Raw genomic sequence first — 25,491 nt, 5'->3', positions numbered from 1 at the left:
GCTACGGGCGAGCGCTTGGAATGAAGACCACGATGACAGACGTATCTAACCCGCACACCCGCTCGCCCTTCAGCGCCATCCGCGCGATCGACTACACTGTCATCTTCGTGCGCGACATGGCTGCGATGCGCCGCTTCTACGAGGACGTGCTCGGCATGTCCCTGCTGCGCGAGCTCTCTGCGAACTGGATCGAGTACGGCCTCGGCCCCAACACGCTGGCGCTGGCGAAACCGGGCCGGACCGCAGCCGATGCGCCGATCCCGGCGGGCAGCGCGTCGCTGCAACTGGCCTTCAAGGTGTCGGCAAGCGAAGTCGATGCCTGCGCCGACGAACTCGTGCAGCATGGCGTGGCGCTGCTGTCGCCACCCACGAACCAGCCTTTTGGTCACCGGACGCTGTTCTTCCGCGACCCCGATGGCAATCTGCTGGAGATCTACGCCGAGATCTGAGGTGCCCCGCATGGTACGGATGCCGGGATCGCGAGCAAAAATCGGCTGCAACCTTCGGGCGCGGTGCTTTTCATCAAGCCATGCATCATAGGTATGGTGATTTCCGGGCTCTTGGCGTAAAGAGCGCCAGAACAAATCCAGCGTGCGGCCGGGCCGTTGCCGCGCACGCAGCTCAGGTCCGCCGAGTTGCCATTCCGCGCCTGAATTAACCAAGGTTTCCCATCTCGTGTCTCTTCCGGCCCTGACCCCGCCGCTCGCCCGCGCATTGGCCGAGCGGAACTATGATTCACTGACCCCCGTCCAGCTCGCCGTGCTCGCCCACGAAGCGACCGGCCGCGACCTCCTGGTCTCGGCCCAGACCGGCTCAGGCAAGACCGTCGCCTATGGACTGGCGATCGCCAAAAATCTCCTCGATGACGCCGAGCGGTTCGAGCAGGCCGCAGCGCCGCTTGCGCTGATCGTGGCGCCGACGCGCGAGCTTGCCCTTCAGGTCCAGCGCGAGCTTGCCTGGCTCTACGGGCATGCCGGCGGGCGCGTCGTCTCCTGCGTCGGCGGCATGGATCCCCGGCGTGAGCAGCGCGAGCTTGCGGCGGGCGCGCACATCGTCGTCGGCACACCAGGGCGGCTCTGCGACCATTTGCGCCGCGGCCGTCTCGACATCTCGGAGCTGAAGGCGGTCGTTCTCGACGAGGCCGACGAGATGCTCAATCTCGGCTTTCGCGAGGACATGGAGTTCATCCTCGAGACCACGCCGGAGACGCGCCGGACCCTGATGTTCTCCGCGACGTTTCCCCGCGGCATCGTCGCGCTGGCCAGGCAATATCAGCGCGACGCATTCCGGATCGAGGTCGCCGGCGACGAAGGCGGCCACGCCGATATCGAATACCGCGCGATCCGGATCGCGCCGGGCGATGTCGAGCACGCGGTCGTCAACGTGCTACGCTTCCACGAGGCGCCGAGCGCGCTGGTGTTTTGCAGCACGCGCGATGCCGTCAGGCATTTGCAGGCGGCGCTTCTGGAGCGCGGCTTCTCCGTGGTCGCGCTGTCGGGCGAGCTGACGCAGAACGAGCGCACCATGGCACTGCAGTCGCTCCGGGACGGACGTTCGCGTGTATGCGTCGCGACCGACGTTGCTGCCCGCGGCATCGACCTGCCGAGCCTCGACCTCGTCATCCATGCCGATCTGCCCAATGACGCCGAGGTCATGCAGCACCGCTCGGGCCGCACGGGACGCGCGGGACGGAAGGGCACGAGCGTCCTCCTTGTGCCGCCGGCACGACGGCGGCGCGCGGAGCTGCTGCTCAATCTTGCAGGCGTCGACGCCGCCTGGGGCACGGCGCCGCAGGCGGAGGACATCCGCAAGCTCGATCACGCCCGCATGAAGGACGTGTTGTTCACCGAGGAGACCACCGCCGACGATCTGGTGCTGGCACAGGCGCTCTTGGCCGAGCGCTCGCCCGAGGATATCGCCGCGGCGCTCGCGCGGCTCTATCGGGCACGGTTGCCATCGCCCGAAGACATCATCGATCCCGGCGAACGCAGCGGCAAGCCGCGCGAGGATCGCGGTCGCGACCGGTTTCAAGGCGCGGATGGCGACGATCGTCCCGGCAAGCCCCGCTCGAAGTCCGGAAAAACATCGCCGAAACACGGCATGACGGAGGCAAGCGTCTGGTTCCGCGCCGCCATCGGACGGCGCAAGAATGCGGAGGCGCGCTGGCTGCTGCCGATGATCTGCCGCCGCGGCGGCATCGACAAGCGCGACATCGGTGCCATCAAGATCATGGACACCACCACCGAGTTCGAGATCTCCGAGCGGGTCGCGGAGTCCTTCGCGGCCAAGATCAAGCGACCGGACAAGGAAGACAGCATCCGCATCGAGCCGATGGCGGAGGCGCCGCAGCGGCCGGCGCCTCCGGAGGAACGCTCATATGCGCCCCGGTGCGAGAGCGGCGAGGCCGATCGTCGCCCGCGTCGCGATGATGGCGCGCGCGACACGAACACATTCAAGCCGCGTGGCAAGGCTCACGGCGAGCGTGGTCCGAAATTCGCGGATGCACCGACTTTCGGAAAGAAGAACAAGCACCGGACCAAGCCAGGCCACCCCGAGCCTTCGGTCACGCCGTGGCCCGTGAAGGGCGCGGGAGGAAAGAAGGCGAAGAAGAAGCGGCGCGGGTAAGCTTCGCCGTTTGCTCAGACAAGGATGATGCCGCCGGAGCACCGGCGACATCATCCGAAAAGTCCGATGTGAGTTCAGCGGCCGCCGCCGCCACCACCGCCACCACCGCCACCTCCGCCGCCGCCACCACCGCCAGCGTCATGCAGCGTCGAATTGTAGCGCGGGTCGGTCTGCTTCATGTAGATGGGCGAGATATCGGGGGCGGTACGAGCGCGCCGTCCGCCCTGGTTGGGCATCTCGACCAGGTTGCCGCAGCCCTCGACCAAGGCGAACTCGCAGCCGTAGGTCCGGTACTGCGCGGCGTTGGCACTGGTCGCGCTGAACGCGGTCGCCGCAACGAATGTGATCAAAGCAACTTTCGACAATGTGAGTTTCATGGAAAACCTCCAGTCTCGGTTCGGCGAGACCGGAACGGCCCGCACAGTTCTTCGACGGAGGCCGGCTGAAGCCGGTTCGAGCGGGCGGCTTCACGCCCGCGTGAGCCGCGACCGGGAAGGGGCGTCAGGTCGCGACGAGATCGCGAAGCATGTAGGTCGCGCCCTCGCCATAAGAGGCGAGCTTCGCGCGCAATTCCGCATCGGTCGTGACGGGCCGGAAGCCGAAACGCTCCCATAGCGGCAGCGCGTCATAGACCGAGACCAGCGCGAGCGCCGCGATGCGCGAAGTGCGTGCGAGTTGCTCGATCGTCGCGACATAAGCCCGCGCGACCCCGCCGCGGGCATCGGGCAGCACCGCGACATCGTGCACGTAGAGGCAGTCCGCATCGTCGGGCAAGCTTCCGAGGAAGCCGTCGAGCGGCGGAATGCGATGCTGCTTCCAGGGATGGGCAAGCCCATAGCCGACGATGGCGTCTGCTGCGGCGAGCACACGGCATCCACCGGGACAAAGCTGCATCTTTTCCGCGAGCACTTCAGTGCGCTCGAACAGGTCAGGGTGGATGCGCCCCGCGATCGCGCTGATCGCGGCAAGGTCGGAGGCGCGTGCGGGACGCCAATGCGGCTTGCTCATGTCGGTCTGTCGTTCCGTCTCGTTCATTGCAGTTTATTCCGCCGCGACGGTGCGCGTAGCGAAAAATATCCCTGCCGCCGTCTTGGGAATACCACGCCTCGCGCGGCGTCCTACCCTTGCAGGCCAATTGCATGACAGGAGTGACAATGACCACGACCCCGATCCGCCTCGCGTTCACGCTCGCCATTTCGCTCGCGATCGTTCCCGCGGCCTTCGCGGCGCCGCCGACCAAGACCGGCAAGACCGACAAGGGCACCGTGCTGACCGACGCCAAGGGCATGACGCTCTACACCTTCGACAAGGATGCGGACGGAAAGTCCGCCTGCAACGGTCCATGCGCGACGAACTGGCCGGTGCTGAAGGCCGAGGCGAGCGACGCCGCCGGCGACGGCTACACCATCATCGCGCGCGATGACGGCTCCCGGCAGTGGGCCTACAAGGGCAAGCCGCTTTACACTTTCGCCAAGGACCAGAAGCCCGGCGACGTCACCGGCGACGGCTTCCTGAACGGGGCATGGCATCTGGCGATGCCGTAACGAACTCTTGTGGCACCGGCGCGCCGCTGATGTCGATGCAGCGGCGCGCCGGCTCGGCATCGCGACCGGCTATCTCGGATATTCCAGCTGCATCGCCACGAAGTCGGCCGTGCCCGATCCATAGCGTGTTTCGATTGCGCGGAGCGTTTCGTCCAGCGCTTGAGCCGGCGGTGAGGTGACGGCGCGCGGCAACGCCTGCCTCGCCGGCCAATCGTCGGCGATCCGGTCCGGCAGGATGCCGAGGCCTCCGCGGCTCCTCTGCGCCTGCGGCGTGGCGGCGAAGGTGAGGGCGCGCGAGCGATAGGTCCGCGACCACGCGTCGGCGATCAGCGCGAGCGAGACCTCGTCGATCTCGGGCGTCAGCGCGATGCCGAGCTGCTCGCGGTTCCAGAATGCGAGCGTGTTCGCGATTGCCGTCAGCGCGAAGGGGCGCGTGAAGCTGAACGCGCCGCTGCGGTGGCGCGCATCCCACGCCGCAAGCCCGATGTCACGGGCGACCGCCTCGGCCTTCGCCCGTCCGGCGATCGCCTCGATCAGGGTGAGGGCCATCGGCATGGATGCGGTGATGCCGGTGGTCGTTGCGACGCCCTGGTCGACGACCAGTCTGCGGTCCGGCGCATAGCGGATCGTCGCATGCTTCTGCAGATCGCGAACGGAATACCAATGCGTCGTGGCCCGCTTGCCGTCGAGCAGCCCGGTATTGGCAACGACCGTGGCGCCGACGCAGACACCGATCACGATCGCGCCCTTGCCGGCCTGGCTCCTGATCCATTGCAAGACGGCTGCGTCGTCGCGGCTCATCGCGGGCACGATGACGTAGTCGGCGCCGTCGGGATGCGCCGCATCGAACTCGGCGATCGTCGCGTGCGGCTGCACCTTCAGCGCGGGATAAAGCGTGACGGGCCCCGGTTGCGTCGCCAGAGTGAGGACGTCGGCGACGTCGGCGCGGGCGAGGATGCCGTAGGGCATCAGATAGTCGGTGGTCTCGCTCATGTCGTTGATGCCGACGATGGCGATCAGGGGGCGCTTTCGTTTCGGCGGCTTCAATGCGGCCAGCGTCGCCTCGGCTTCGTCGCTGGATATCGCGGGCGCGGTTCCCGATGCCGGTGCGCCGGGAAGCAGCAGCAGCCAGGTTCCGCCGATCGCCACGAGCAATGCCAGGCTGCCGAGGGCGGCCCATGCCAGAATGCGCCAGCTCATGATGATGTCACCCGCTCGTCGTCTCACGCGGCGCGGAAGCTATCCGGTCGGAGCGACTTCAGGAATGACGCAAATCCGGCAAAAACGGTCATGCCGCGCGACGATCCATCACACGATCACCGCCTGCGCTCTCGAACTCTAGCGCAGGCCCTCATACACCATCAGCCCGCGGGCGATCTGCAGTTTGCGGATCGCGCGCGGCAGCAGTTTCTCCGGCTGATGCAGATAGCGCCAGGAGGTGAGGGTGAAGGCACCGAGCGCCCCGCATTCGTCGTCGAACGGTGCGAGCACGCCGGTCACACTGACGGGCGTATGCGGGCGGGCGTTGAAGGGGAGCAGCAGCAGCTCGAGATGCGCCTTGCTGCCGTCCTCGCGCGCGGCGGTGACGCCGGCAATCGCACCCAGCGTTTCGTCGGCGACGATCGTGGTGATCTCCTCGATCTCGCCGCGGCTTTCCTGGGTGAACAGCGCCGCAAAGCTCCGGTCCTTGAGGTCGCTCCCGGCCAGCGCGCAGACGCGCGTGCCGGCGACGCGGAACGGGAAGCCGAGACTTGGCTCGCAGGACAGCACGAAGATGTCGCCGAGCAGGTCGCGGACCGCGGCCGGATCGATGTCGGCCCGATCGGGCGCCCGCGCCGTGCCGCGCTTCTTGTCCCAATACGCGAAGAACTCGCGGCTCGACGAATGTTTCATGACTGAACGCTAACCCGGGGTGCAACCCCGCGGGACAAAGCTGTCCCGCTTCAGTGCACCCGCGATCCCTTCGGTTGTTGTGCAGGAGGGGATTTGCAGCGTCCATGCCGCGAGGGCGTTTTAGGCCCCCCGGGAGCTGTCTTTGCGTCGTTAACGTTAAATTAACTATGCGCTTCCCGCCGGCAGCCCCGCTGCTATGGTGACCGCGGTCGCAAGCCCCGCCGGTTTTCCAGGTTCTCGGCGAGGCCTGTACACAGGGCGTCAAACAGTTTGGTCACGGGCCGCGGGGAGGGGTGGGGATACACCTTATTTCCTTGCAGTACCGGAAGACCGACATGGACAGGCAGGGCTCCCCAGGGCCCTGCCTTTTCCTTTTGTGCACTTGCGCAAGGCCGGCAAAGGCGACTATCTCCAATATGTCGCTCCGATCGCGCTGAAAGCGAAGCTGCCTTGGATTCCCCGCCAAATTCTCCGCCGCAGCAGTCTCCGGATCTGCCGGCCGTCCATGAGGAGGCTCCGCGCGAGCCGATCCTGACGCTGCCTGCGGCGCTGACCGCCTATATCGCTCTGCTCGCTTTGATCCATCTGCGGGTGCTGCTGCCGCCGGAGATCGAGAACTGGACCATCGACGTCTTCGGCTTCATCCCGAAACGCTACGATTCTTCGCTGCTCAACCTGCAGATCCCGGGCGGGGCGGGTGCAAAGGTCTGGACCTTCGTCACCTATTCGCTGCTGCACGCCAATCTGACCCATCTCGGCTTCAACGTGCTGTGGCTGCTGCCGTTCGGCAGCGCCCTGGCGCGGCGGTTCGGCGCCGTCAGGTTCTTCGTGTTCATGGCGGTGACGGCGGCGGCCGGCGCGCTCGCCCATCTCGTCACCCATGAGCATGCAGTGGCGCCGATGATCGGCGCCTCGGCCTCGGTGTCGGGTGCCATGGCAGCGGCGATCCGCTTCGCGTTCGCCCGCGGCAGCTTCCTGTCGTTCAGCCGTTCGGATGCCGATACCGCCGCAAAGGTTCCGGCGCTGCCGCTGCTGCGCGCGCTGCGCGACGGGCGGGTGGTCGCCTTCCTCGCGGTGTGGTTCGGCGTCAACATCATCTTCGGCGTCGGCGCGATCGGCATCGACTCCGAAACCACCAGCGTGGCCTGGCAGGCGCATATCGGCGGCTTCTTCGCAGGATTGCTGCTGTTCGCGCTGTTCGATCCCGTGCCGCGGGTGCGAAGCGATGCTGCGGATGCGTCATCACGGGACGTTTCAGACCGTATTTGAAGCTTCGCTTGCGACGCCGCCCGAATTCATCCATCATTGCCGCGAAGAATGTTTCGAAGCAGCAGGCCCATAGAGGCAGCGCTTCGACAAGCGCACGAGCGTGAAACCGGCGCTGAAACTGTTAGTTGAAGACTCGAGAACAAGTCCCGACCGCCCAAGAGGCGGACGGCTCCGATTCAGGGAGGCCACAATGACGGTACGTTCCATTCTCAACACCAAGGGCCACCAGATCATGAGCGTCGAGCCCGACGTCAAGCTGTCGGACGCGATCAGGCTGCTCGGCGAGAAGAAGATCGGCGCGGTGCTGGTGATGAACCAGAGCCGGCTCGAAGGCATCCTGTCCGAGCGCGACATCGTCCGCGTGCTCGGCGAGCGCGGCGCCGGCGTGCTGGAAGAGCCGGTCGCTCAGGTCATGACCCGCAAGGTCGTCACCTGCAAGGAGACCGATACGGTCGCCGAGCTCATGGAGATGATGACCTCCGGCAAGTTCCGCCATCTGCCCGTGATCGACAACGGCAAGGTGGTCGGCCTGATCTCGATCGGCGACATCGTCAAGCGTCGCGTTCAGGAATACGAGTCCGAGCAGGAAGCCCTGCGCGACTACATCAAGACCGCCTGAGCGGATCTTACGTGTCTGCCGTCGGCGCGGCGCCTTCGGGCGGCGGCGCCAGCACGTGGATGGCTTCCTGGATCGATTCCAGCGCGCGCTCGGCCGCGCGCGTGCCATGCGCGATCAGGTCCTCGGAGCGGTGAAAGTCGAACCAGCCGAACTGACCGACCCGCGGTGTGATCAACAGGTCGGGCGGATCGCCGGCAAGGCGGGCGCGGGTGATGCGGTCCTGCATGATGTTGAAGGCATCCACCATCACCGAGGAGATGCCGGGCCGTCCGCCGCCGCCGAAGAACTCGCGTTTCATGGTCTTCTCAGGCGAGAACAGCCGCGGGAAGCGCCGCTTGACCGTCGCTTCCTCGGGCACGGCGGCGACCGGCGCGGGCAGCGCGCCGTGCGAATAGATCGTCGTGGAATGGGTGAAGATGTCGCTGGAAAGATTTGCGGCGATGACGATTTCGGCGCCGAGCGCGCGGGCGGCGGAGACCGGCACCGGATTGACCAGGGCGCCGTCGACCAGCCAGCGGTCGCCGATCAGCATGGGCGCGAAGATGCCGGGTAGCGCATAGGAGGCGCGCATCGCGTCGACCACGCGGCCGCGCGTCAGCCAGATCTCGTGGCCGGTCCGAACCTCGGTCGCGACGCTCGCAAACTTGATCGGAAGGTCCTCGATCAGGGCCTGTCCGACCGCCGCCTCGAGACGGGTTGCCAGCTTCTCGCCGCCGAGCAGGCCGGAGCCGTTGAGGCGGATATCGAGATAGCCAAGGATGTTGCGCATGCCTTGCAGGCTGCGCCCCCACTCCTCGAACGTATCGAGCCGGCCAGCCGCATGGAGGCCGCCGACCACGGCGCCAATGGAGGTGCCTACCACGACGTCGGGCACGATGCCGTTGGCAATCAGCGTTCTCAGAATCCCGATATGGGCGAAGCCGCGCGCTGCGCCGCCGCCGAGGGCGAGGCCGATGACGGGCCGGCGGGTGCTGCCCAAGCCGACCTTTTCGCCAACCTTCTCGTTATTTGAGCCGCTGGCGCTCCGCCCCTTCAATATATCCAGCACCGATACTCTCCTACCCCGAGCCAGCACTCCCACCAGAGTAGGCGCCGTACGTCCGCTCCGCCATAACGAGGGCGAACCATGGTTTATACCGTTTGGGACGCAGGGGGCAGTAGTGTGGCGAGGGCCGGTTGTCGTCGGCTCAATCACGCAGGCGTCAATCGGGTTCCCCAGAACCGTATTTGTTGGGGGTTCCGAGGCTTGAATTTGCCGCGTTTTCGGTGAAAAGCAGGGGCATGACACGCGGGGGTGACGGCATCATCGGATGGCGGCGCGGCGTTCGGCTGCTGCCGGCGCTGATGCTTGCCGCCTGCCTCGTGGTCTCAGGCCAAAACGCCGCGCGGGCCCAGCTATTCTCCGACCGTCCGCCGCCGGTGCCCCCCGCGTCGGTGCCCGATCCCGGCGGCGCCATCAATCTGGCTCCGCCCTCCGGGCCGGGCGCAGGCCCGCCGAGCCTGCCGCCGACCCTGATGCAGCCGGCGACGCCCAGCATGCCGCCGCCCGCGGTTACGACCGTGCCGCCCGCGGCACCGCTCAATGCGGCCGTGCCCGGCCAGGGCGTGCTGTCGCTGACCGCGAAATACGGCAAGGATTCTCCCGCGATCACCAGCGGCCTGGTCTGGCGCGTGTTCGCCGACCGCCCGGACGAGAACGGCACCTTCAAGCTGATCCGCGAGGACCGCAGCGCCACGCCCAACATCGTGCTGCCGCCCGGCAATTACGTCGTGCACGTCGCCTTCGGCCTCGTCAGCGCGGTGCGCACCGTCAGCCTGAAGGCGGAGACCGACCGCGAATCGTTCGTGCTGCCCGCGGGGGGCCTGCGCATCGAGGGCCGCGTCGGCACCAGCCGCATTCCGCAGAACCAGATCTCGTTCGCGATCTACAAGGGCAGCCAGTTCGAATCCGGCGAGCGCGCCTCGCTGGTGCCCAACGTCGCCGCCGGCGACGTCGTGCTGATCCCGGAGGGCACCTATTACATCATCTCCAACTATGGCGACGCCAATTCGGTGGTGCGCTCGGACATCCGCGTCCAGGCCGGCAAGCTCACCGACGTCACCATCACCCACCGCGCCGCCGTGATCACGCTCAAGCTAGTCAGCGACAGGGGCGGCGAGGCGCTCGCCAACACCGCCTGGTCGGTGATCACCCCCGGCGGCGACGTCATCAAGGAATCGATCGGCGCCTTCCCGCGCGTCGTGCTCTCCGAAGGCGAATACCGCGCCATCGCCAAGAACGAGGGCAAGGTCTACGAGCGCGGCTTCAACGTCGTGAACGGTGTCGACGGCGAAGTCGAGGTCGTCGCGCGGTAGCGCTCCAGCGGCGGCGCGGCCCGCGTTGCAACGCCGAACCGTTTTCCGGAACAGAATTCTCATTCTGCGCACGAACGTCCGTCCTCTATTACCGTCGTGCGCGCCGTTATGTTTGCCAGTAACACAAGGCTCCGGGACAGGCCCTGTATTCTGCTTCGAATGCGCCACGTCACGTGCCCAGGTGGCTTTGGGACGTGAAGAAACACCAGTGGGGAAAGCTTATTCCACGCTCTGCGTGTTCATCATAGTTGGTGGAAGATACCTATTTCCGATCATCAATTTTATTCGCTTTCCATCCTGCTGCGTTATATGTCGAGCAACCGTCTAACGGGGGAGGCCGGAGCAGGCGCACGCCTTGCGAGACCGGCAGGAGCAGGGGACCAAGCCCGTCGGCATGTTCGAAGTCATCCTCACCAGACGCAAGCGGTTCGGCTGGCGTTGGCAAGTCAGCGACCACTCCGGCAAGATATTCGCCGACGGCTTCGAGCGCACCCGGCCGTCCGCCAAATATCAAGGCGAGCGCGCGTTGTTCTTTCTGTTGTCGCAGGCCTATCTGCACAAGCGCTCCGCGGCCTCGAGCGGGGATTAGCGGCGTTTATGGCTGCGTAACCCGGATGGAGCGCAGCGCAATCCGGGCCGCCTTGTCCGCGGATGCGATGCCGGTTGTCGCTTCGCTCATCCCACCTACAAGTTCTTGCGTTGCCGGTCGGGCAAAACACGCCAGCACTGGGTCAACGCACACCGTCGAAAATATTCTTCTTTACCGAAATTCGGAATTGGCGGATAGTGCGCGCACTCCGGTCCAAGGAAGAGGGGCGTATCGCGATCGTCTCGAACGCGGACCGGGCGGCGGTGGACGTGGGTGACGTCGGCGCGAAGCGCTTCGCAGGGCGGGAAACCGTGAGCGAAAGCGGCGCGCCAATGACAGGCGTGATCCGCGTACGGCCAAATCGTGTCGTCCTGGCGCCCGGGGTCCTGTGCGCCAAGTCTTGCGGTGAGGTCGCGGCCCGACCGGGTTCGCGGCATCAGCCATCCGCAGGGCGACGGGGGCAATAGTGCATCGCTCCCCGGGGAGAGCACGACATAAGCCGTTCCAACCACCGCGCAGGGAAGGCCGGGATGTCCTGGTTGCCCTGTTCTCCGCGATGCATGAAGCACACGCAGTCTGCATCTGGCATGGCGGTCCATGGGAGCCAACCGGCTCCCGGTCTTCCCTGCGCCCTCTTTCAATCGAGGGTGAGGCGACGAAGCAAAGCTCGGGCGAAATGCGCCGCGAGGTTGAGCAGCCATGTTTATCGTTGAACAACAATCTCGTGCCCCGGACGCTGCGCAGCACGACGTGATGCGCTGCAGAGCCGGGGCCATGCTTCAGCGAGGGCGCGGCTGCCTGGGTCCCGGCTCTGCGCCGCAACGCCTGCGCGTTGCAGCGCGTCCGGGACACGAGAGGAGACGATGTCGTCACCTCACACTCCGTCATTGCGAGAAGCCCTTGCGACGAAGCAATCCAGACTGCCTCCGCCGCGGGATTCTCGATTGCTTCCGCCTTCGCCAAGGTTTTGGCGAACAAGTTGCTACGCTCGCAATGACGATGTGGAAGCAGTTTCGCGCCAGCCTCCCGCTCTCGTGCCCCGGACGCTGCGCAGCAACGCCTGCGCGTTGCAGCGCGTCCGGGACACCGGAGAGGTGAACGTCGCGCTACACTGCGTCATCGCGCGCTGCGATGCAGTTTGCACAACCGTCATAGTCTCTAATGCCCGCTAACCACCACCTGACTTAAAACTGTCATAATCACCGAACGGAACTCGCGCCGGCGCGCTCTTTACAGGCCGTTAAGTGCCCCCGCATTGGATGCGCCGGGAAAGTGCGTTGGGGACTGCCATGACTGCCGCGAAGAAAGTGTCGGGGAAACCGGCCGCCGAAATGTTCGATGACGTACCGGTGCTTCAGCGCAAATGGCATGCCGCACTGAAGCCGGGCGAACGGCTGCCTCGCTACGAGGACGTGATGCTCGGCAGCCTCGGCCGGCTCGCCGACCATATCGCGCTGCTCAGGGGTGACAGCGCGCTCGAACTGTCGCGCAGCGGACGTTACGTGCAGAAATGGCTCGGCGAGGAGCGCTGGGACATTCCCGTCGCAGAGCTGTCGCCCGACTGCGCCACGGCGCTGACGGAAGCCGCGGCCATCGCGCTCGCAACGGGGCGGCCGCATCGCGCGAGCGCGCATTGCGTGCGCGACGGCATGGTCAGGACCTACGATGTGCTGGCGCTGCCGACGGCCTCGCGCTGGGGCGCCACGCTGGTCGGCGCCTACGTCAACGAGCGCGGGACGCAATATAATCTCCTCGACGCGATCTTCTCCGCGACCGATGACGCGGTGGTCTCGCTGGCAACGTTGCGCGATGCCGCGGGCAAGCCGTTCGATCTCCAGATCGTGCACCACAACAAGAGCGCGGGCGCGCTGCTGAAGGCCGCGACCGGAAGCCTGTTGTGGCGGCGGATCGGCGAGGGCAGCACGCTGCTGGCCGCGCCCGAGATCATGGACTTCCTGCTCAAGGCCGTCTCGGGCGGCCGCGGCGAGCAGCTCGAGATCGAGACCGACGGACGACATCTTCGCCTCGGCGCCACCGCCTTCGCCGACGTGGTCTCGCTGACGATTTCCGACGTCACCGCGTTGAAGCGGCGCGACGCCTCGTTCCGCCTCTTGTTCGACAACAATCCGATGCCGATGTGGGTGTTCGATGCCGAGACCAAGCAATTCCTCAACGTCAACGACGCCGCGGTCCAGCATTACGGTTACAGTCGCGCCACCTTCCTGCGCATGAAGCTGCACGAGATCTGGCCCGAGGACGAATGGGAGAGCCACGCCGAGGCGCTCGAACGCGTCGGCGAGACCTATCATTCCTCGCGCAACTGGCGACACCTGCGCGCCGACGGCAGCGAGATCGAGGTGCTCACCTTCGGCCGCCGCGTCGCCTTCGACGATCGCGATGGTTATCTGGTCGCGGTGGTCGACATCACCGAGCGCCGAAAGGCCGAGGCGCGGATCGCCCACATGGCCCATCATGACGGGCTCACCGACCTGCCGAACCGCGAATATTTCCAGCAGCGGCTGAAACAGGCGCTCGACCAGGCCGGCGGAAAGCGCGTCGGCGTGCTCTACGTCGATCTCGACCTGTTCAAGAACATCAACGATTCCTTCGGGCATCCCGCGGGCGACCGCCTGCTCAAGCAAGTCGCCGAACGCCTGACCGTCGCGGTCCGCGGTGCCAATCTCGCGGCCCGGCTCGGCGGCGACGAGTTCGCCGTCATCCTGGCGGCCGACGTCTCGCCGAACGAGGCCAGCGCTTGCGCGGCCCTGCTGATCGACATGCTGAAGGCGCCCTATGACATCGATGGCCAGGAGATGGTGATCGGCGCCAGCATCGGCATCGCGCTGTCACCGGGTGACGGCACGACGTCGGAAGAGCTGATGCGTAATGCCGACATGGCGCTTTACCGTGCCAAGTCCGACGGCGGCGGCGTGCACCATTTCTTCGAGCGCGAGATGGATCTCCTGGCGCAGAAGCGCCGCGACATGGAGCTCGACCTGCGCCGCGCCTTTGCCAACGCCGAGTTCGAGCTGCACTACCAGCCGCTGGTGTCGATCGCCTCCGATCGCATCTCCGGCTTCGAGTCGCTGCTGCGCTGGCGTCATCCAGACAAGGGCATGATCTCGCCGGCCGAGTTCATTCCGGTGGCCGAGGACATCGGTCTGATCACCCAGCTCGGCGAATGGGTGCTGCGCGAGGCCTGCGCCGAGGCCGTCAAATGGCCGGTCGACATCAAGGTCGCGGTCAATCTCTCGCCCGCGCAATTCCGCAGCCGCAATCTGGTTCAAGTCGTGATCTCGGCCCTGGCGCAGTCCGGCCTGTCACCGAAGCGGCTGGAGCTCGAGATCACCGAGTCGATCTTCCTAGCCGAGACCGAGGCCAACCTCGCCATCCTGCATCAGCTGCGCGAGCTCGGCGTCGCCATCTCCATGGATGATTTCGGCACTGGCTATTCGAGCCTGAGCTATCTGCGCAGCTTCCCCTTCGACAAGATCAAGATCGACCGTTCCTTCGTCAAGGACCGGGCGCAGCGGCCCGATTGCAGCGCGATCGTGCGCGCGATCTCCGGGCTCGGCCGCAGCCTCAACATCACCACGACGGCAGAAGGGGTCGAGACCGAGGATCAGCTCGACTGGCTGCGCGCCGAAGGCTGCAACGAGGTGCAAGGCTTCCTGTTCAGCGCGGCGCGGCCCGCCGCCGAGATCGCAAGGCTGCTCGCCGATTTCGGCGAGCGCGCCTCACGGGCGGCGTAGCGCAGGCGGGTAGCAATCGTAGACCAGGGCTTTGAACGCGGGCGTGATGCGGCTGCGCTCGTTCTGGGTCTGCTGCATCATGAGGTAGACCATGTCGAGCTTGGGATCGACGCCGAAATAGGTGCCGCTGCCACTGTCCCATTTCAGCTCGCCGAGCGAACCCGGCGGCGGCGGTTTGGCGTTGCCGGGATCGGTTCGCACCGCAAGGCCATAGCCATAGCCGAAGCCGTCGCCCGGAAAATAGAAATAGTCGCGTCCGACGCCCGATCCGGGTCCGATGTGATCGGTCGTCATGGCCTTGAACGCGGCGGGGCTCAAATAGCGCCTGCCCTCGAACTCGCCGCCATTGAGCAGCATCTGCGAGAAGCGTTGGTAGTCGGTGATGGTCGAGAGCAGCCCGCCGCCGCCGGACTGCCATTCGGGATGGTCGAGGCGCTCGCGCTCGGCGGCGAGCAGGATGAAATCGTTCGGCAGCGGCCGCGCCATCCGCGCGAGCTCGTCCTCCGTCGCCAGCGCGAACTTGGTGCTGGTCATGCCGAGCGGATCGAAGATGCGTGCTTTCAGGAAGGCGTAGAGCGTCTGGCCCGAAATGATCTCGATGATGCTGCCGAGCACGTCGGTGGAATGGCCGTATCGCCACAACGTTCCCGGCTGCCGCGCGAGCGGAAGCCGGGCGATGCGGTCGGCGAACTCCCTGTTGTTGAAGGCACCTTCGAAGATATTGGCGGCCTTGTAGGCCTGCTCGACCCATTTGCCGCCGATATAATCGTAGCTGATGCCCGAGGTGTGCCGCAGCAGGTCCTCGATGTTGACCGGACGGACCGGCGGGACGAGGTCGAGCTCCAGCTTGCCGTCCAGCTTGGTGATCTCCAGGCCCACCTTGGTGTCGGCGAAGAGAGGGACGTATTTCGACACGGGATCGGTCAGCGCGAGCTTGCCCTCGTCGATCAGCATCATCGCGCCGAGGCACGTGATCGGCTTGGTCATCGAGTGGATGGCGAAGATCGTGTCCGGCGTCATGGCAAGGCCGGTCGTGACGTCGCGCACGCCGAAGGTCTTGAGGTAGACCGGCTTGCCGTGCTGCTGGACCAGGATCACTGCACCCGGCAGCCGGCCGCTTCCCACCTCGTTGTCGAAATAGGCCGTGATGCGGTCGAGCCCATCGGGCGAGGGGGCGGGGATGTCCGCGGCGCTGCCTCGCGCCATCGAGCCCGCGAGCATCGCGGCTCCGAGCAGAAATTCACGCCGTCTCATCCGGGCTTCCTCCCTGGGCGGGATCAAAGCCGCAACACGCCAAAGGCGTCAACAAGGCATCGATTAAAAACGCGTCACGATTTCCGAAAGGAACGGCCGCGGGCGGTCCTCGCTCGGCTTGGTCGGCGTGCCGATATGGATGAAGCCGGCGAGCTTCTCGTCCGGCTTGAGGCCGAGCCCGTCGAGCACGTCGCGGTCAAACGAAAACCAGCCGGTCAGCCAGCAGGCGCCGTAGCCGAGGGCGGTGGCGGCCGTGACGATGTTCATGGCGCTGGCGCCGGCCGACAATTCCTGCTCGAAGGCCGGCACCTTGGGATGCGGCTTGGTGAAGCTGACGATGCCGATCACCAGCGGCGCGTCCAGGAGACGCTTGCGCTCGGTTTCGACGTCGGCGGCGGGCGCGCCGGGATTCTTCCGGGCGAAGACCTTTGCGATCACCTCGCCGGCGCGCTGGCGGGCGTCGCCCTCGAAGACGATGAAGCGCCAGGGCGCCAGCTTGCCATGATCAGGCACGCGGGCGCCGATGGTGAGGATCGTCTCGAGCTCGGCTGCGGAAGGGCCGGGCCCGGTCATCTCGCGCGGCTTGACCGAGCGGCGGGTCTTCAGGAGTTCGATGGCGTCGGGCACTGCGATATCCTCTTCAGCTGGTCGGCGGGCGTGCAGACCCGAGATAGGCATGCACGCCCGCAACCGGAAGCGAACTTAGATCGATTTAAGGGATCAGGCGGCGCCGCGGGCCCGCCGGACGTCCGGCGGGGTGGCCTCGTCGACCAGGGCGGCGATCGCCTCGGCCGTTGTCATCACCTTCTGGCCGTCGCTGCCGAGGCGGCGGACGGAGACCGACTGCGACTCGGCCTCCTTCTTGCCGACCACGAGCAGCGCCGGGATCTTGGCCAGCGAGTGCTCGCGGACCTTGTAGTTGATCTTTTCGTTGCGCAGGTCGATCTCGACCCGAAGACCTGCGCGGCGCGCCTGCTCCAGCACCACCTTGGCATATTCGTCGCCCTCCGAGGTGATGGTGGTGACCACCGCCTGCACCGGCGACAGCCAGAGCGGGAAGTTGCCGGCATAGTGCTCGATCAGGATGCCGATATAGCGCTCCATCGAGCCGCAGATCGCGCGATGCACCATCACCGGCGGCTTCTTGCCGCCGTCATGGTCGATGTAGAACGCGCCGAACCGCTCCGGCAGGTTGAAGTCGACCTGCGTGGTGCCGCACTGCCAGTCGCGGCCGATGGCGTCGCGCAGCACATATTCGAACTTCGGCCCGTAGAAGGCGCCTTCGCCGGGATTGATCTCGGTCTTGATGTGGTTGCTCTGCGTCTGGATCTCGCGCAGCACCGTGGCCATCACCCGCTCGGCATGGTCCCACATCTCGTCCGTGCCGACGCGTTTATCCGGCCGGGTCGACAGTTTCACGGTGAGATCGCCGGTGAAGCCGAAATCGGCATAGGTCGACAGGATCAGGTCGTTGATCTTCAGGCATTCCTCGGCGAGCTGGTCCTCGGTGCAGAAGATGTGGGCATCGTCCTGGGTGAAGCCGCGCACGCGCATCAACCCGTGCATGGCACCGGAGGGCTCGTAGCGGTGCACCACGCCGAATTCGGCGAGGCGCAGCGGCAGGTCGCGATAGCTCTTCAGGCCGTGCTTGAAGATCTGCACGTGACCGGGGCAGTTCATGGGCTTGAGCGCGAACCAGCGCTTGTCCTCGGCCTCGTCGCCGGCCGACTGCGCCGCGAACATGTTCTCGCGATACCAGCCCCAATGGCCCGAGGTCTCCCACAGCGCCTTGTCGAGGATCTGCGGCGCATTGACCTCGCTGTAGTCGCCGGTCAGGCGGCGGCGCATATAGGCGATCAGCTGCTGGAAGACGGTCCAGCCCTTGGGGTGCCAGAACACGACGCCCGGGCCTTCCTCCTGGAAGTGGAAAAGGTCGAGCTCCCGCCCGAGCTTGCGATGGTCGCGTTTTTCCGCTTCCTCGATCTGCTTGAGGTAGCCGTCGAGGTCTTCCTGCTTCGCGAAGGCCGTACCGTAGATGCGGGTCAGCATCGGATTGTTGCTGTCGCCGCGCCAATAGGCGCCGGCCACCTTCATCAGCTTGAAGGCATTGCCGACCTTGCCGGTCGAGGTCATGTGCGGGCCGCGGCAGAGATCGAACCAGTCGCCCTGATAGTAGATCTTGATCGGCTCGGTGCCGGGAATGGCATCGACCAGCTCGACCTTGAAGGCCTCGCCCTTGTCGCGGAACACCTGCTTGGTCTTCTCGCGATCCCAAACCTCCTTGGTGAAAGGCTGGTCGCGCGCGATGATCTCGCGCATCTTCTTCTCGATCGCGGCAAAGTCTTCCGGGGTGAACGGCTCGTTGCGGAAGAAGTCGTAGTAGAAGCCGTTCTCGATCACAGGGCCGATGGTGACCTGGGTGCCCGGCCACAGCGACTGCACGGCTTCGGCCAGCACGTGCGCGCAGTCGTGGCGGATCAGCTCGAGCGCGCGGGGATCGTCGCGATTGACGAACTCGATCTTCGCGTCGTCCTCGATGGGGTCGTTGAGATCGGTGACGACGCCGTCGAGCGCCATCGCGACCGTGCGCTTGGCCAGCGACGGCGAGATGCCCTTGGCGATTTCGAGGCCGGTGATGCTCTTGTCGAACTGGCGCTGGGCACCGTCGGGGAAGGTGAGGGTGATCTTGGCGGCAGGGGTCACGGGCTTCAAATTGGAGAGGCTGTACTGGAAGCCGGACTCGGATTTGGGCTGGTCGGTCATTGCTGTACTCCTGAGGCTCACTCCTGCGAACGAGCGCAGGTAAGCGGGAACGAGCGATATATCAGGGGATTCGGCCTGCGCAATCGGGCATTTCCAAGAAAATTCGCGCGCAGAGCCGGGTGGCGGTGCCAACTATTTCGCCGAGGCTCTTTCATTGGCCAGCCGTGCGCCTACATGCGTTTGCATGGAAAATCCCCGCGCTGCCCGCTTCGCGCCAACCGCCCTGATGCTCGGCAACATCGTCACCGGCTGCTCGGTGCTGGCGCCGGCGGGCATGCTGCCGGAATTGGCGACCGGGCTCGATGTCAGCATCCATGCGGCCGGGCTCCTGATCACCTTCGGTGCGATCACGCTGTGCATCGGCTCGCCGCTGACGGCTTGGCTCACCAGCCGGATTGAACGGCGGACGCTGCTCACGACGACCCTGGCCGTGCTTGCCGTCGGCAATCTCGCTTCGGCCTTTGCACCCGACTATGCGACCCTGCTTGCGATCCGTCTGGTGATGCTCGCGGTCGGCGCGCTCTATACGCCGCAGGCCGCGGGCACGGCGGCGCTGATCGTGCCGGTCGAGCGGCGCGGCAGCACCATCGCCTACATCTTCCTCGGCTGGTCACTCGCTGCCGCCGTCGGCCTGCCGCTGATCACCTTCATCGCCAGCCGCTATGGCTGGCGCGCGGCGTATGGCGAGATCGGCGCGCTCGGTTGCATCAGCGTCCTGCTCTTGATGCTGCGCCTGCCGGCGAACCTCAAGGGCACGCCGGTGGACATCACGACCTGGGCCGCGGTCGGCCGGAGCAAGACCATCCTGCTCCTGCTTGCGATCACCATGCTGCAAATGTCCGGGCAGTTCGTGGTGTTCACCTATATGGGCCCGCTGCTCAACAAGCTCACCGGCGCCGGCCCCAATGCCATCGGCATGGTGTTCGCGCTCTACGGCGTCTGCGGCTTTCTCGGCGTCGCCGTCGCGACCCGCATCGTCGACACCTCGGGACCTTATCGCACCTCGCTGCTGTTCACCTCCCTGCTGCTTGCGGGCATCACGGGCTGGGCGTTCGGCGCCGGTACGCTCGTCTTGATGGCGGGCGCGGTCGCGGTCTGGGGCCTCGGTTTTGCCTCGACCAATTCGATGCAGCAGGTGCGGCTGGTCGCGGCCGCGCCATCGCTGGCATCGGCGACCGTCGCACTCAACACGTCCGTCCTCTATATCGGCCAGGCGGTCGGCTCGGCCATTGGCGGACTGCTGTTCGCCCGCGAGCTCCTGCACACGCTCGGCTTCGTGGCGGTCGCTTTCGTCGTATCGGCGCTGATCCTGGTGGTTCTGACCCGGCCCCGGCCGGCTGCTGCCGCACCGGCCTGAATCCCGCGGTTTCCTGTGCGCAAGGTGCTTGGCAAACCGCGCGTGAGGGCGCTAGAACGCCGGTCATGGGGACCAGAGAGAGTTGACTGAAATGAGGATGATTCTGGCGGTTGCCGCGGTGCTCTATTCAGCCTCCGCATTTGCGCAAGCCGACAAGCCACCGATGGTGGGGGACAAGCCGCTGGTGCAGGTCCAGCCAAAGGGGATCAAAGAGGCCCAGGCCAAGCCCGCCGCCGCCCCGAAGGGCAAGCCGCAATCGATCGCGGTGCGGTTACAGGCCTGCCTCGAAATCGATGACGGCACCAAGGACCGTCTCAACTGCTACGACGCCGTGATGCCGCCGGCGCCGAAGCCGAAGCCGGCGAAAGCCAAGGGCTATGCAGATTGCCGTTTCTTCAAGGAAGAGGACGAGCGGCTGGCCTGCTTCAACGGCTTTGCCGAGAGCATTCCGAAGCTGCCCAAGAACTAACTATCGGAGCGCTCAGTCGCGATCCGGCTCAAGACGGCCCTGAAGGCAACGCCCGGCACCTGCAGCGCATTGCCTTCGAATTCCGCGGTGTCGCCGTCCTCCCGGCCGGTGAGCGTCAGCGTGATCCGATCGACGCCGAACAGGGCCTTGAAGGACGGGTCATCGTTGTAGCGCCGCGTGGAGATCTTGACCTTGATGGTATCGCCTTGGCCCGAATAGGTGCCGATGAAGGCGAACGCGGAATTGCCGCCGCGCATCTTGCCATTGGTCACGTAGATGATGCCGCAGCCGGTTCCGTGAACCGTGTGGAAGTCGGCCTTGTACAATCCCTCACGCACTGCCTGTCCCCGCAGAATTCGCAACTCGGCCGGCAAATTATGGGCCTTGCGGGCGGAAGCAATCCGTTGGCTCCCGGGGACGCCGGCCATCAACATCACATTTTCATCCAGGCCTGAGAGAATTGTAGGCATTGCCGCCGGATACCGGCCGGCAAACATCGCGCCTAGCGGCTCGATGCGGATGGATTGGTGGACGCGACGCGCGTCAGCGCGAGCGCGGGCGTTGCCGACATCTTGACCAGCACGTCCTTGAGTGGATCCCGCGTCCAGGCCCGCGTCACGTAGTCACGATGCGTAATGCCTTCGCCGGTCTCCACGAACACGACGCTGCCGGGCCGCAAAGGCCCGTCCATGTCCTCGGAGACGCTGATGCCCTTCTGCCGCAGCATGCTCATCAGCTCACGATCGCGCCGCGCGGTGTAGCGGGTGTAGGCGCTGACGAAGAAGCCGGAGCGGTGGCTCTCGATCCAGGAGGCGAACTTGTCCATTTCGCCGTAGACCGCGTCGAGCAACACGACGCCGCGGACGCGGTCGCTGATGCCGCCGACCTCCAGGCTCCAGGCCGTCGGCAGGAAGCCGCCGCTATAGCCGACGATCACGATCGGCATGGTGGCGAAGGCGCGCGCACTGTTGGGATCGCCGGTGAGCCGGGCCAGGTGGACAGCAGATTCCTCCATGAAGCGCTTGAAGCCGCCCGCCTGCCAGAACTTTCCGGCGCTGGAATCGGCGGCGTCGACCGCCATCTGCGGCGCCAGCAGGATGGCATTGGCGCCGGAATCGGTGATCTGTTTCGGCACCAGCTGCCGGTCGCGCACGTCACGCTCGAGCGTGGCGCCATTGCCGTGGAAGAACACGACGATCACGCCCGGCTTGCGGACGTCGAAATGCTCGGGGACGTGCACCAGCACGCGGCTGTCGCTGTAGGTCTCGTCCTGCCAGTACACGCGCCCCGAATAGCTGCGATGGCCGCGGCGGTCCCCCTTGGAGATGTTGAGGAAGGGGGCGTCGGAGGCGGGGTTGTTGCCGAAATAGGGGAAGGCCGACGACTTCATGCTGACAAGCGTCGTCAGGTCCTCGCGGGGCGGCCGCTTGTAGGGGACCTGCGGCTCGAGCGAAGCCACCTTGTAGGGCGCCTGCTCCGGCGGCTGTTGCACGGCGCGCTTGGGCGAGAAGTCCGACATCTGCCGTTGCAGCAAGCTTTCGCTCGCCGAGGGGAAACGCTCCCTGAACTGCGGGGCGGGGAAGCGATCCTCGAAGGTGTCGCCGCTCGCCACCTGCGTGTTTGTCTTTGCGACCACCTGCACGTTGGCCTGCGAGTTCGCCGCGAGCGCCGCCGGATTGGGCGCCTTGCCGCACTGAACCAGCGTCAGCGACAGCGGCACCAGGGCTGAGACCAGACCGACCCGGAGCATGAGAACACGCGTGCCGGACCTTGTCCGGGCGGCACGCGTGTCAGCTCTCAATTTCGGAACGGCCCCGACCATCCACCCCTGACCCCAAGTGACATCCATCAAGTCACGTCTATCGGCAGTTTCTAGTCAATTGAGCCGACTGGCGTTTAGGTGACGTTAAGCGTCCGGAGAAACTTCCCCACGTCCGGAACGCTCAAAGGGACCATGCAATCGTGTCCTGATTGTGGGGAGGAGAGCGGGATTGTACGGGGCTTGTGGAGGTATATGGCCGAAGACCAAGCACAAAGGTGTCAAAATACCCGTTTGGACCGCCTCATTTAACCCTTGTTAACCCTGCTTGAATTGACTGGTTCAATCAGGACGATGCCTCCCACGAGGTGTGACGCCTGAGGCTTGAGGACCCCGATGACGGGATCAGATGCGGGTACCGCGCCCTGGACTGGCCGGCTGACTGGAAGCGGGGCGCGAATCTCCGTTCCGGTCGCAACGGCCATCGTCGTTGCCGACATGATCGGGGTCGGCGTCTTCACCAGCCTCGGCTTCCAGGTCAAGGACATCCCGTCCGGCTTCTCGATCCTGCTGCTCTGGACCGTCGGCGGCATCGTCGCGCTGTGCGGGGTGTTCTCCTACAGCGAATTGGGCGCGATGTTTCCGCGCTCGAGCGGCGAGTACAATTTCCTCGGCCGCGCCTATCATCCCGCCTTCGGCTTTCTCGCCGGCTGGGTTTCCGCGACGGTGGGGTTTGCGGCGCCGGTCGCGCTCGCGGCGATGGCGTTCGGCGAATACGCCAAATCGGTGCTGCCCGATCTGCCGCCGATCCCGCTCGCCATCGGCGTGGTGTGGCTGGTCTCGCTGGTGCAACTGACCGGCGTCAGGCACTCCGCGACGTTCCAGCTGATCTCGACGATTCTGAAGGTCGTGCTGATCGTCGCCTTCCTGGTGGCCGGCTTCGCGATCGGCGTGCCGCAGCAGATCGCCTTCACGCCGCAGCCGGGCGATCTTGTCCACATCGTCAGCGCGCCCTTCGCGATCGGGCTCGTCTTCGTGATGTATTCGTTCTCGGGGTGGAATGCCGCGACCTACATCATCGGCGAGATGAACGCGCCGCAGCGCAGCCTGCCGCGCGCGTTGCTCGTGGGCACGCTGATCGTGCTCGTCCTGTACGTCGCGCTGAATGCGGTGTTCCTCTATTCGACGCCGGTCGGTGAGCTGGCCGGCCAGCTCGACGTCGCCAGCGTCGCCGGCAGCGCCATATTCGGCGAACTCGGCGGCCGGATCGTCGGTGCGATGATCTGCGTCGGCCTGGTCTCCTCGATCAGCGCGATGATGTGGATCGGCCCGCGCGTGATGATGACGATGGGCGAGGACATTCCGGCGTTGCGCGTGTTCTCGCAGAGGTCGGCGAACGGGGCGCCGGCCTATGCCATCCTGTTTCAGCTCGCCGTCGCGACCCTGCTGCTGTTCACGCGCAGCTTCGAGGCGGTGCTCGACTTCATCCAGTTCGCGCTGCTGTTCTGCTCGTTCTTCACCGTCGCGGGCGTCATCAAGCTGCGCATCACCGATCCGGACCTGCCCAGGCCCTATCGCGCCTGGGGATACCCGTTCACGCCGCTCGTTTTCCTGCTCGTGACGGCGTTCATGATGTACTACCTCTTGACCGAGCGGCCGGTGCAGTCGCTGTCGGGAATGCTCGTCATGCTCTCGGGCCTGTTGATTTATGCTGTGTTCCGCAGGCGGCCGGTCGCCGCGGCCGCTTCACCACATTGCGAATAGACATGCTCAGTCCCTTCAGAACTGCGGCCGTCGCCCTTACCCTGCTGGCTGCGGTCGTCTCGTCCACGCATGCCGCGGAGGTCACCTTCGACGACACCGCGCGCTTCCTTGCGGGCATGCACCCTTCGGCGGACTCGCCGCTGGTGCCGCTCACCAAGGACCCGGGCTGGCAGCGCCACGCGAAATTTTTCGACGGCGCTTTCGCCCAGCTCGAGCAGCGGCAGCTCTCGAAGATCCGCAGCTGGGCCGACGTCAATCTCGCCGCGCCCCGGCCCACCATGTTCTACCTGTTCAGTGGTCCGGATTTCCTCTACGCCAACACCTTCTACGCCAAGGCCAGCACCTACGTGCTCGGCGCGCTCGAGCCGGTCGGCGCGGTGCCCGACCTGACGCGGCTGCCGCGCGGTTCGGTCGGCGCTGCGCTCTACAATGTCGAGCGCTCGCTCGGCTCGATCCTGAGTTTCTCCTTCTTCATCACCAAGCAGATGAAGGTCGACCTGCACGCCAACCAGGTCAAGGGCACGCTGCCAATCCTCTATGTCTTCCTCGCCCGTTCCGGCATGACCATCCGCAACGTCGAGATGCTCGCGCTCGACGACAAGGGTGGGATACATGTCGGCGGCGACAATCCGGGACGGAACGCGACGCGCGGCGTCCGCATCACCTTCGCCGGCAGCGATGGCGAAGCGCGCACGGTGTATTATTTCTCGACCGATCTCTCCAATGCCGGCGCGCGCAACACGGGATTCCTGAAATTCTGCGAGACGCTCGGGCCCGGCAACAGCCTGCTCAAGAGCGCGTCCTATCTCCTGCACAAGAGTGACTTCACCGTCGCTCGCGAGTGGCTGCTGACCAACAGCGCGACCATCATCCAGGACGATTCCGGCATTCCGCTTGCGAACTACAATGCACGGCAATGGCGGTTTTTCCCGTTCGGCCGCTATCTCGGTCCGATCGACGAATTCCCGGGCCGCCATCAAGAGCGCTACGCCGAGTTGTTCTCGCGCGCCCAGCCGATCGATTTCGGCGTCGGCTATCGCTGGCGGACGCATGAGTCGAACCTGCTGCTGTCGGTGAGAGTGCCGGGCGGCGAGACTGCGCCGTCGGCGGAAGCGACCTCGTCCGCGGAGCCGCCGCCAAGGCCGCCGCGACCGAAGCGGCCGCGCCCGCCGGAATCGATCCCGCCGCAGTCCGGCCGCTTCTTCTGGTTCCGCTAGCTACCAGTGCACGCTCTGGCTCGGCACGATGAACGACGTCGTGCTCGGGGGCGTCGCAAGGCTCGTCGACAGATACCAGCCCGAGCCGAGGATCAGCAGGAGGAGGGCGATGATGACCAGCAGATCGATGGTCCTGGGGTCGTGATGACCTCTGCGACCGGGATGTTGCCCGGGCGCGAAGGGAAAATGAGGGCTGATTTTCCAGCGCATTGTTGTTTCCTCCCAGTGGGGGAGCATCACCTCAACGCGAGGCGCTGGTTCC

At 65.6% G+C, this 25,491-nt stretch carries 23 protein-coding genes; 12 read left to right on the top strand and 11 right to left on the bottom strand.

The annotated features are described in order from the left end of the window. Window positions 1-32 precede the first annotated feature (32 nt). Window positions 33-449: a VOC family protein gene (locus HAP40_RS24495; RefSeq protein WP_166815327.1), complete on the top strand. Its 417-nt coding sequence runs from the start codon at window positions 33-35 to the stop codon at window positions 447-449. A gap of 226 nt (window positions 450-675) precedes the next feature. Next, entirely contained in the window at window positions 676-2,625 is a 1,950-nt protein-coding gene (locus tag HAP40_RS24490; RefSeq protein ID WP_166815328.1) for a DEAD/DEAH box helicase, read from the top strand. Between the two features lie 74 nt (window positions 2,626-2,699). Here HAP40_RS24490 and HAP40_RS24485 read toward each other — a convergent pair whose 3' ends face one another. Together HAP40_RS24485 and HAP40_RS24480 are read right to left on the bottom strand one after the other, a co-directional pair. Continuing rightward, a complete protein-coding gene (locus HAP40_RS24485) occupies window positions 2,700-3,002 on the bottom strand; it encodes a hypothetical protein (protein WP_166815329.1) in 303 nt (100 codons plus the stop codon). Window positions 3,003-3,126: 124 nt separating this feature from the next. Continuing rightward, window positions 3,127-3,633 carry a GNAT family N-acetyltransferase gene (locus HAP40_RS24480; protein WP_166819383.1) on the bottom strand — a complete coding sequence of 169 codons (507 nt, stop codon included), beginning with the start codon at window positions 3,631-3,633 and terminating at the stop codon, window positions 3,127-3,129. A gap of 146 nt (window positions 3,634-3,779) precedes the next feature. On the opposite strand from HAP40_RS24480, the gene HAP40_RS24475 reads away from it, so the two are divergent. Further along, on the top strand, window positions 3,780-4,169 hold the full coding sequence (locus HAP40_RS24475) for a hypothetical protein (protein ID WP_166815330.1): 390 nt from the start codon (window positions 3,780-3,782) through the stop codon (window positions 4,167-4,169). 69 nt (window positions 4,170-4,238) lie between these two features. Here the strand turns inward: HAP40_RS24475 and HAP40_RS24470 are convergent, their stop codons facing one another. Together HAP40_RS24470 and HAP40_RS24465 are read right to left on the bottom strand one after the other, a co-directional pair. Beyond that, window positions 4,239-5,369: a DJ-1/PfpI family protein gene (locus HAP40_RS24470; RefSeq protein WP_166815331.1), complete on the bottom strand. Its 1,131-nt coding sequence runs from the start codon at window positions 5,367-5,369 to the stop codon at window positions 4,239-4,241. A gap of 138 nt (window positions 5,370-5,507) precedes the next feature. Next, entirely contained in the window at window positions 5,508-6,062 is a 555-nt protein-coding gene (locus HAP40_RS24465) for a PAS domain-containing protein (RefSeq protein WP_166815332.1), read from the bottom strand. A gap of 450 nt (window positions 6,063-6,512) precedes the next feature. Here HAP40_RS24465 and HAP40_RS24460 point away from each other — a divergent pair, with 450 nt between their 5' ends. Beyond that, entirely contained in the window at window positions 6,513-7,331 is an 819-nt protein-coding gene (locus tag HAP40_RS24460; protein ID WP_166815333.1) for a rhomboid family intramembrane serine protease, read from the top strand. Window positions 7,332-7,521: 190 nt separating this feature from the next. Continuing rightward, window positions 7,522-7,950 (top strand): CBS domain-containing protein, encoded by a 429-nt coding sequence (locus HAP40_RS24455; RefSeq protein WP_166815334.1) that lies wholly within the window; start codon window positions 7,522-7,524, stop codon window positions 7,948-7,950. Window positions 7,951-7,957: 7 nt separating this feature from the next. On the opposite strand, the gene HAP40_RS24450 is transcribed toward HAP40_RS24455, so the two are convergent. Further along, complete coding sequence (locus tag HAP40_RS24450) at window positions 7,958-8,998, bottom strand: patatin-like phospholipase family protein (RefSeq protein ID WP_166815335.1); 1,041 nt, start codon at window positions 8,996-8,998, stop codon at window positions 7,958-7,960. Between the two features lie 233 nt (window positions 8,999-9,231). Here HAP40_RS24450 and HAP40_RS24445 point away from each other — a divergent pair, with 233 nt between their 5' ends. The 3 genes from HAP40_RS24445 to HAP40_RS24435 all read left to right on the top strand — a co-directional run bounded on the left by HAP40_RS24445 (window position 9,232) and on the right by HAP40_RS24435 (window position 14,646). Then, window positions 9,232-10,305, top strand: a complete 1,074-nt coding sequence (locus tag HAP40_RS24445) for a hypothetical protein (RefSeq protein WP_166815336.1) — start codon at window positions 9,232-9,234, stop codon at window positions 10,303-10,305. A gap of 355 nt (window positions 10,306-10,660) precedes the next feature. Continuing rightward, window positions 10,661-10,894, top strand: a complete 234-nt coding sequence (locus HAP40_RS24440; protein WP_246557080.1) for a hypothetical protein — start codon at window positions 10,661-10,663, stop codon at window positions 10,892-10,894. 1,289 nt (window positions 10,895-12,183) lie between these two features. Further along, window positions 12,184-14,646 (top strand): putative bifunctional diguanylate cyclase/phosphodiesterase, encoded by a 2,463-nt coding sequence (locus HAP40_RS24435; protein ID WP_166815337.1) that lies wholly within the window; start codon window positions 12,184-12,186, stop codon window positions 14,644-14,646. Here the strand turns inward: HAP40_RS24435 and HAP40_RS24430 are convergent. The 3 genes from HAP40_RS24430 to thrS all read right to left on the bottom strand — a co-directional run bounded on the left by HAP40_RS24430 (window position 14,632) and on the right by thrS (window position 18,663). Continuing rightward, a complete protein-coding gene (locus HAP40_RS24430; protein ID WP_166815338.1) occupies window positions 14,632-15,900 on the bottom strand; it encodes a serine hydrolase domain-containing protein in 1,269 nt (422 codons plus the stop codon). The two genes, HAP40_RS24435 and HAP40_RS24430, sit on opposite strands and share 15 nt — an antisense overlap. A 63-nt stretch (window positions 15,901-15,963) precedes the next feature. Next, window positions 15,964-16,527, bottom strand: a complete 564-nt coding sequence (locus tag HAP40_RS24425) for a nitroreductase family protein (protein ID WP_166815339.1) — start codon at window positions 16,525-16,527, stop codon at window positions 15,964-15,966. A 93-nt stretch (window positions 16,528-16,620) separates the two neighbouring features. Continuing rightward, window positions 16,621-18,663, bottom strand: a complete 2,043-nt coding sequence (thrS, locus tag HAP40_RS24420; RefSeq protein ID WP_166815340.1) for a threonine--tRNA ligase — start codon at window positions 18,661-18,663, stop codon at window positions 16,621-16,623. A 184-nt stretch (window positions 18,664-18,847) separates the two neighbouring features. On the opposite strand from thrS, the gene HAP40_RS24415 reads away from it, so the two are divergent. Beyond that, window positions 18,848-20,020, top strand: coding sequence for an MFS transporter (locus HAP40_RS24415; protein ID WP_166815341.1), 1,173 nt, complete (start codon window positions 18,848-18,850; stop codon window positions 20,018-20,020). Between the two features lie 91 nt (window positions 20,021-20,111). After that, window positions 20,112-20,489, top strand: coding sequence for a hypothetical protein (locus HAP40_RS24410; protein ID WP_166815342.1), 378 nt, complete (start codon window positions 20,112-20,114; stop codon window positions 20,487-20,489). On the opposite strand, the gene HAP40_RS24405 is transcribed toward HAP40_RS24410, so the two are convergent. Both HAP40_RS24405 and HAP40_RS24400 read right to left on the bottom strand, forming a co-directional pair. Continuing rightward, on the bottom strand, window positions 20,486-20,827 hold the full coding sequence (locus tag HAP40_RS24405; RefSeq protein ID WP_166815343.1) for a GrlR family regulatory protein: 342 nt from the start codon (window positions 20,825-20,827) through the stop codon (window positions 20,486-20,488). The genes HAP40_RS24410 and HAP40_RS24405 overlap by 4 nt on opposite strands. A 164-nt stretch (window positions 20,828-20,991) precedes the next feature. Next, window positions 20,992-22,311 (bottom strand): alpha/beta hydrolase, encoded by a 1,320-nt coding sequence (locus tag HAP40_RS24400; RefSeq protein WP_166819385.1) that lies wholly within the window; start codon window positions 22,309-22,311, stop codon window positions 20,992-20,994. 333 nt (window positions 22,312-22,644) lie between these two features. Between HAP40_RS24400 and HAP40_RS24395 the strand changes: the two genes are divergently transcribed. Further along, entirely contained in the window at window positions 22,645-24,012 is a 1,368-nt protein-coding gene (locus HAP40_RS24395) for an APC family permease (protein WP_166815344.1), read from the top strand. Window positions 24,013-24,014: 2 nt separating this feature from the next. Next, complete coding sequence (locus tag HAP40_RS24390) at window positions 24,015-25,229, top strand: hypothetical protein (protein ID WP_166815345.1); 1,215 nt, start codon at window positions 24,015-24,017, stop codon at window positions 25,227-25,229. Here the strand turns inward: HAP40_RS24390 and HAP40_RS24385 are convergent, their stop codons facing one another. After that, entirely contained in the window at window positions 25,230-25,439 is a 210-nt protein-coding gene (locus tag HAP40_RS24385; protein ID WP_166815346.1) for a hypothetical protein, read from the bottom strand. Between the last annotated feature and the right edge of the window lie 52 nt (window positions 25,440-25,491).

Origin of the sequence: Bradyrhizobium sp. 1(2017) (assembly GCF_011602485.2) — a bacterium.
Taxonomy (GTDB): Bacteria; Pseudomonadota; Alphaproteobacteria; order Rhizobiales; family Xanthobacteraceae; genus Bradyrhizobium.
This window is presented reverse-complemented; position numbering and strand designations above follow the sequence as displayed.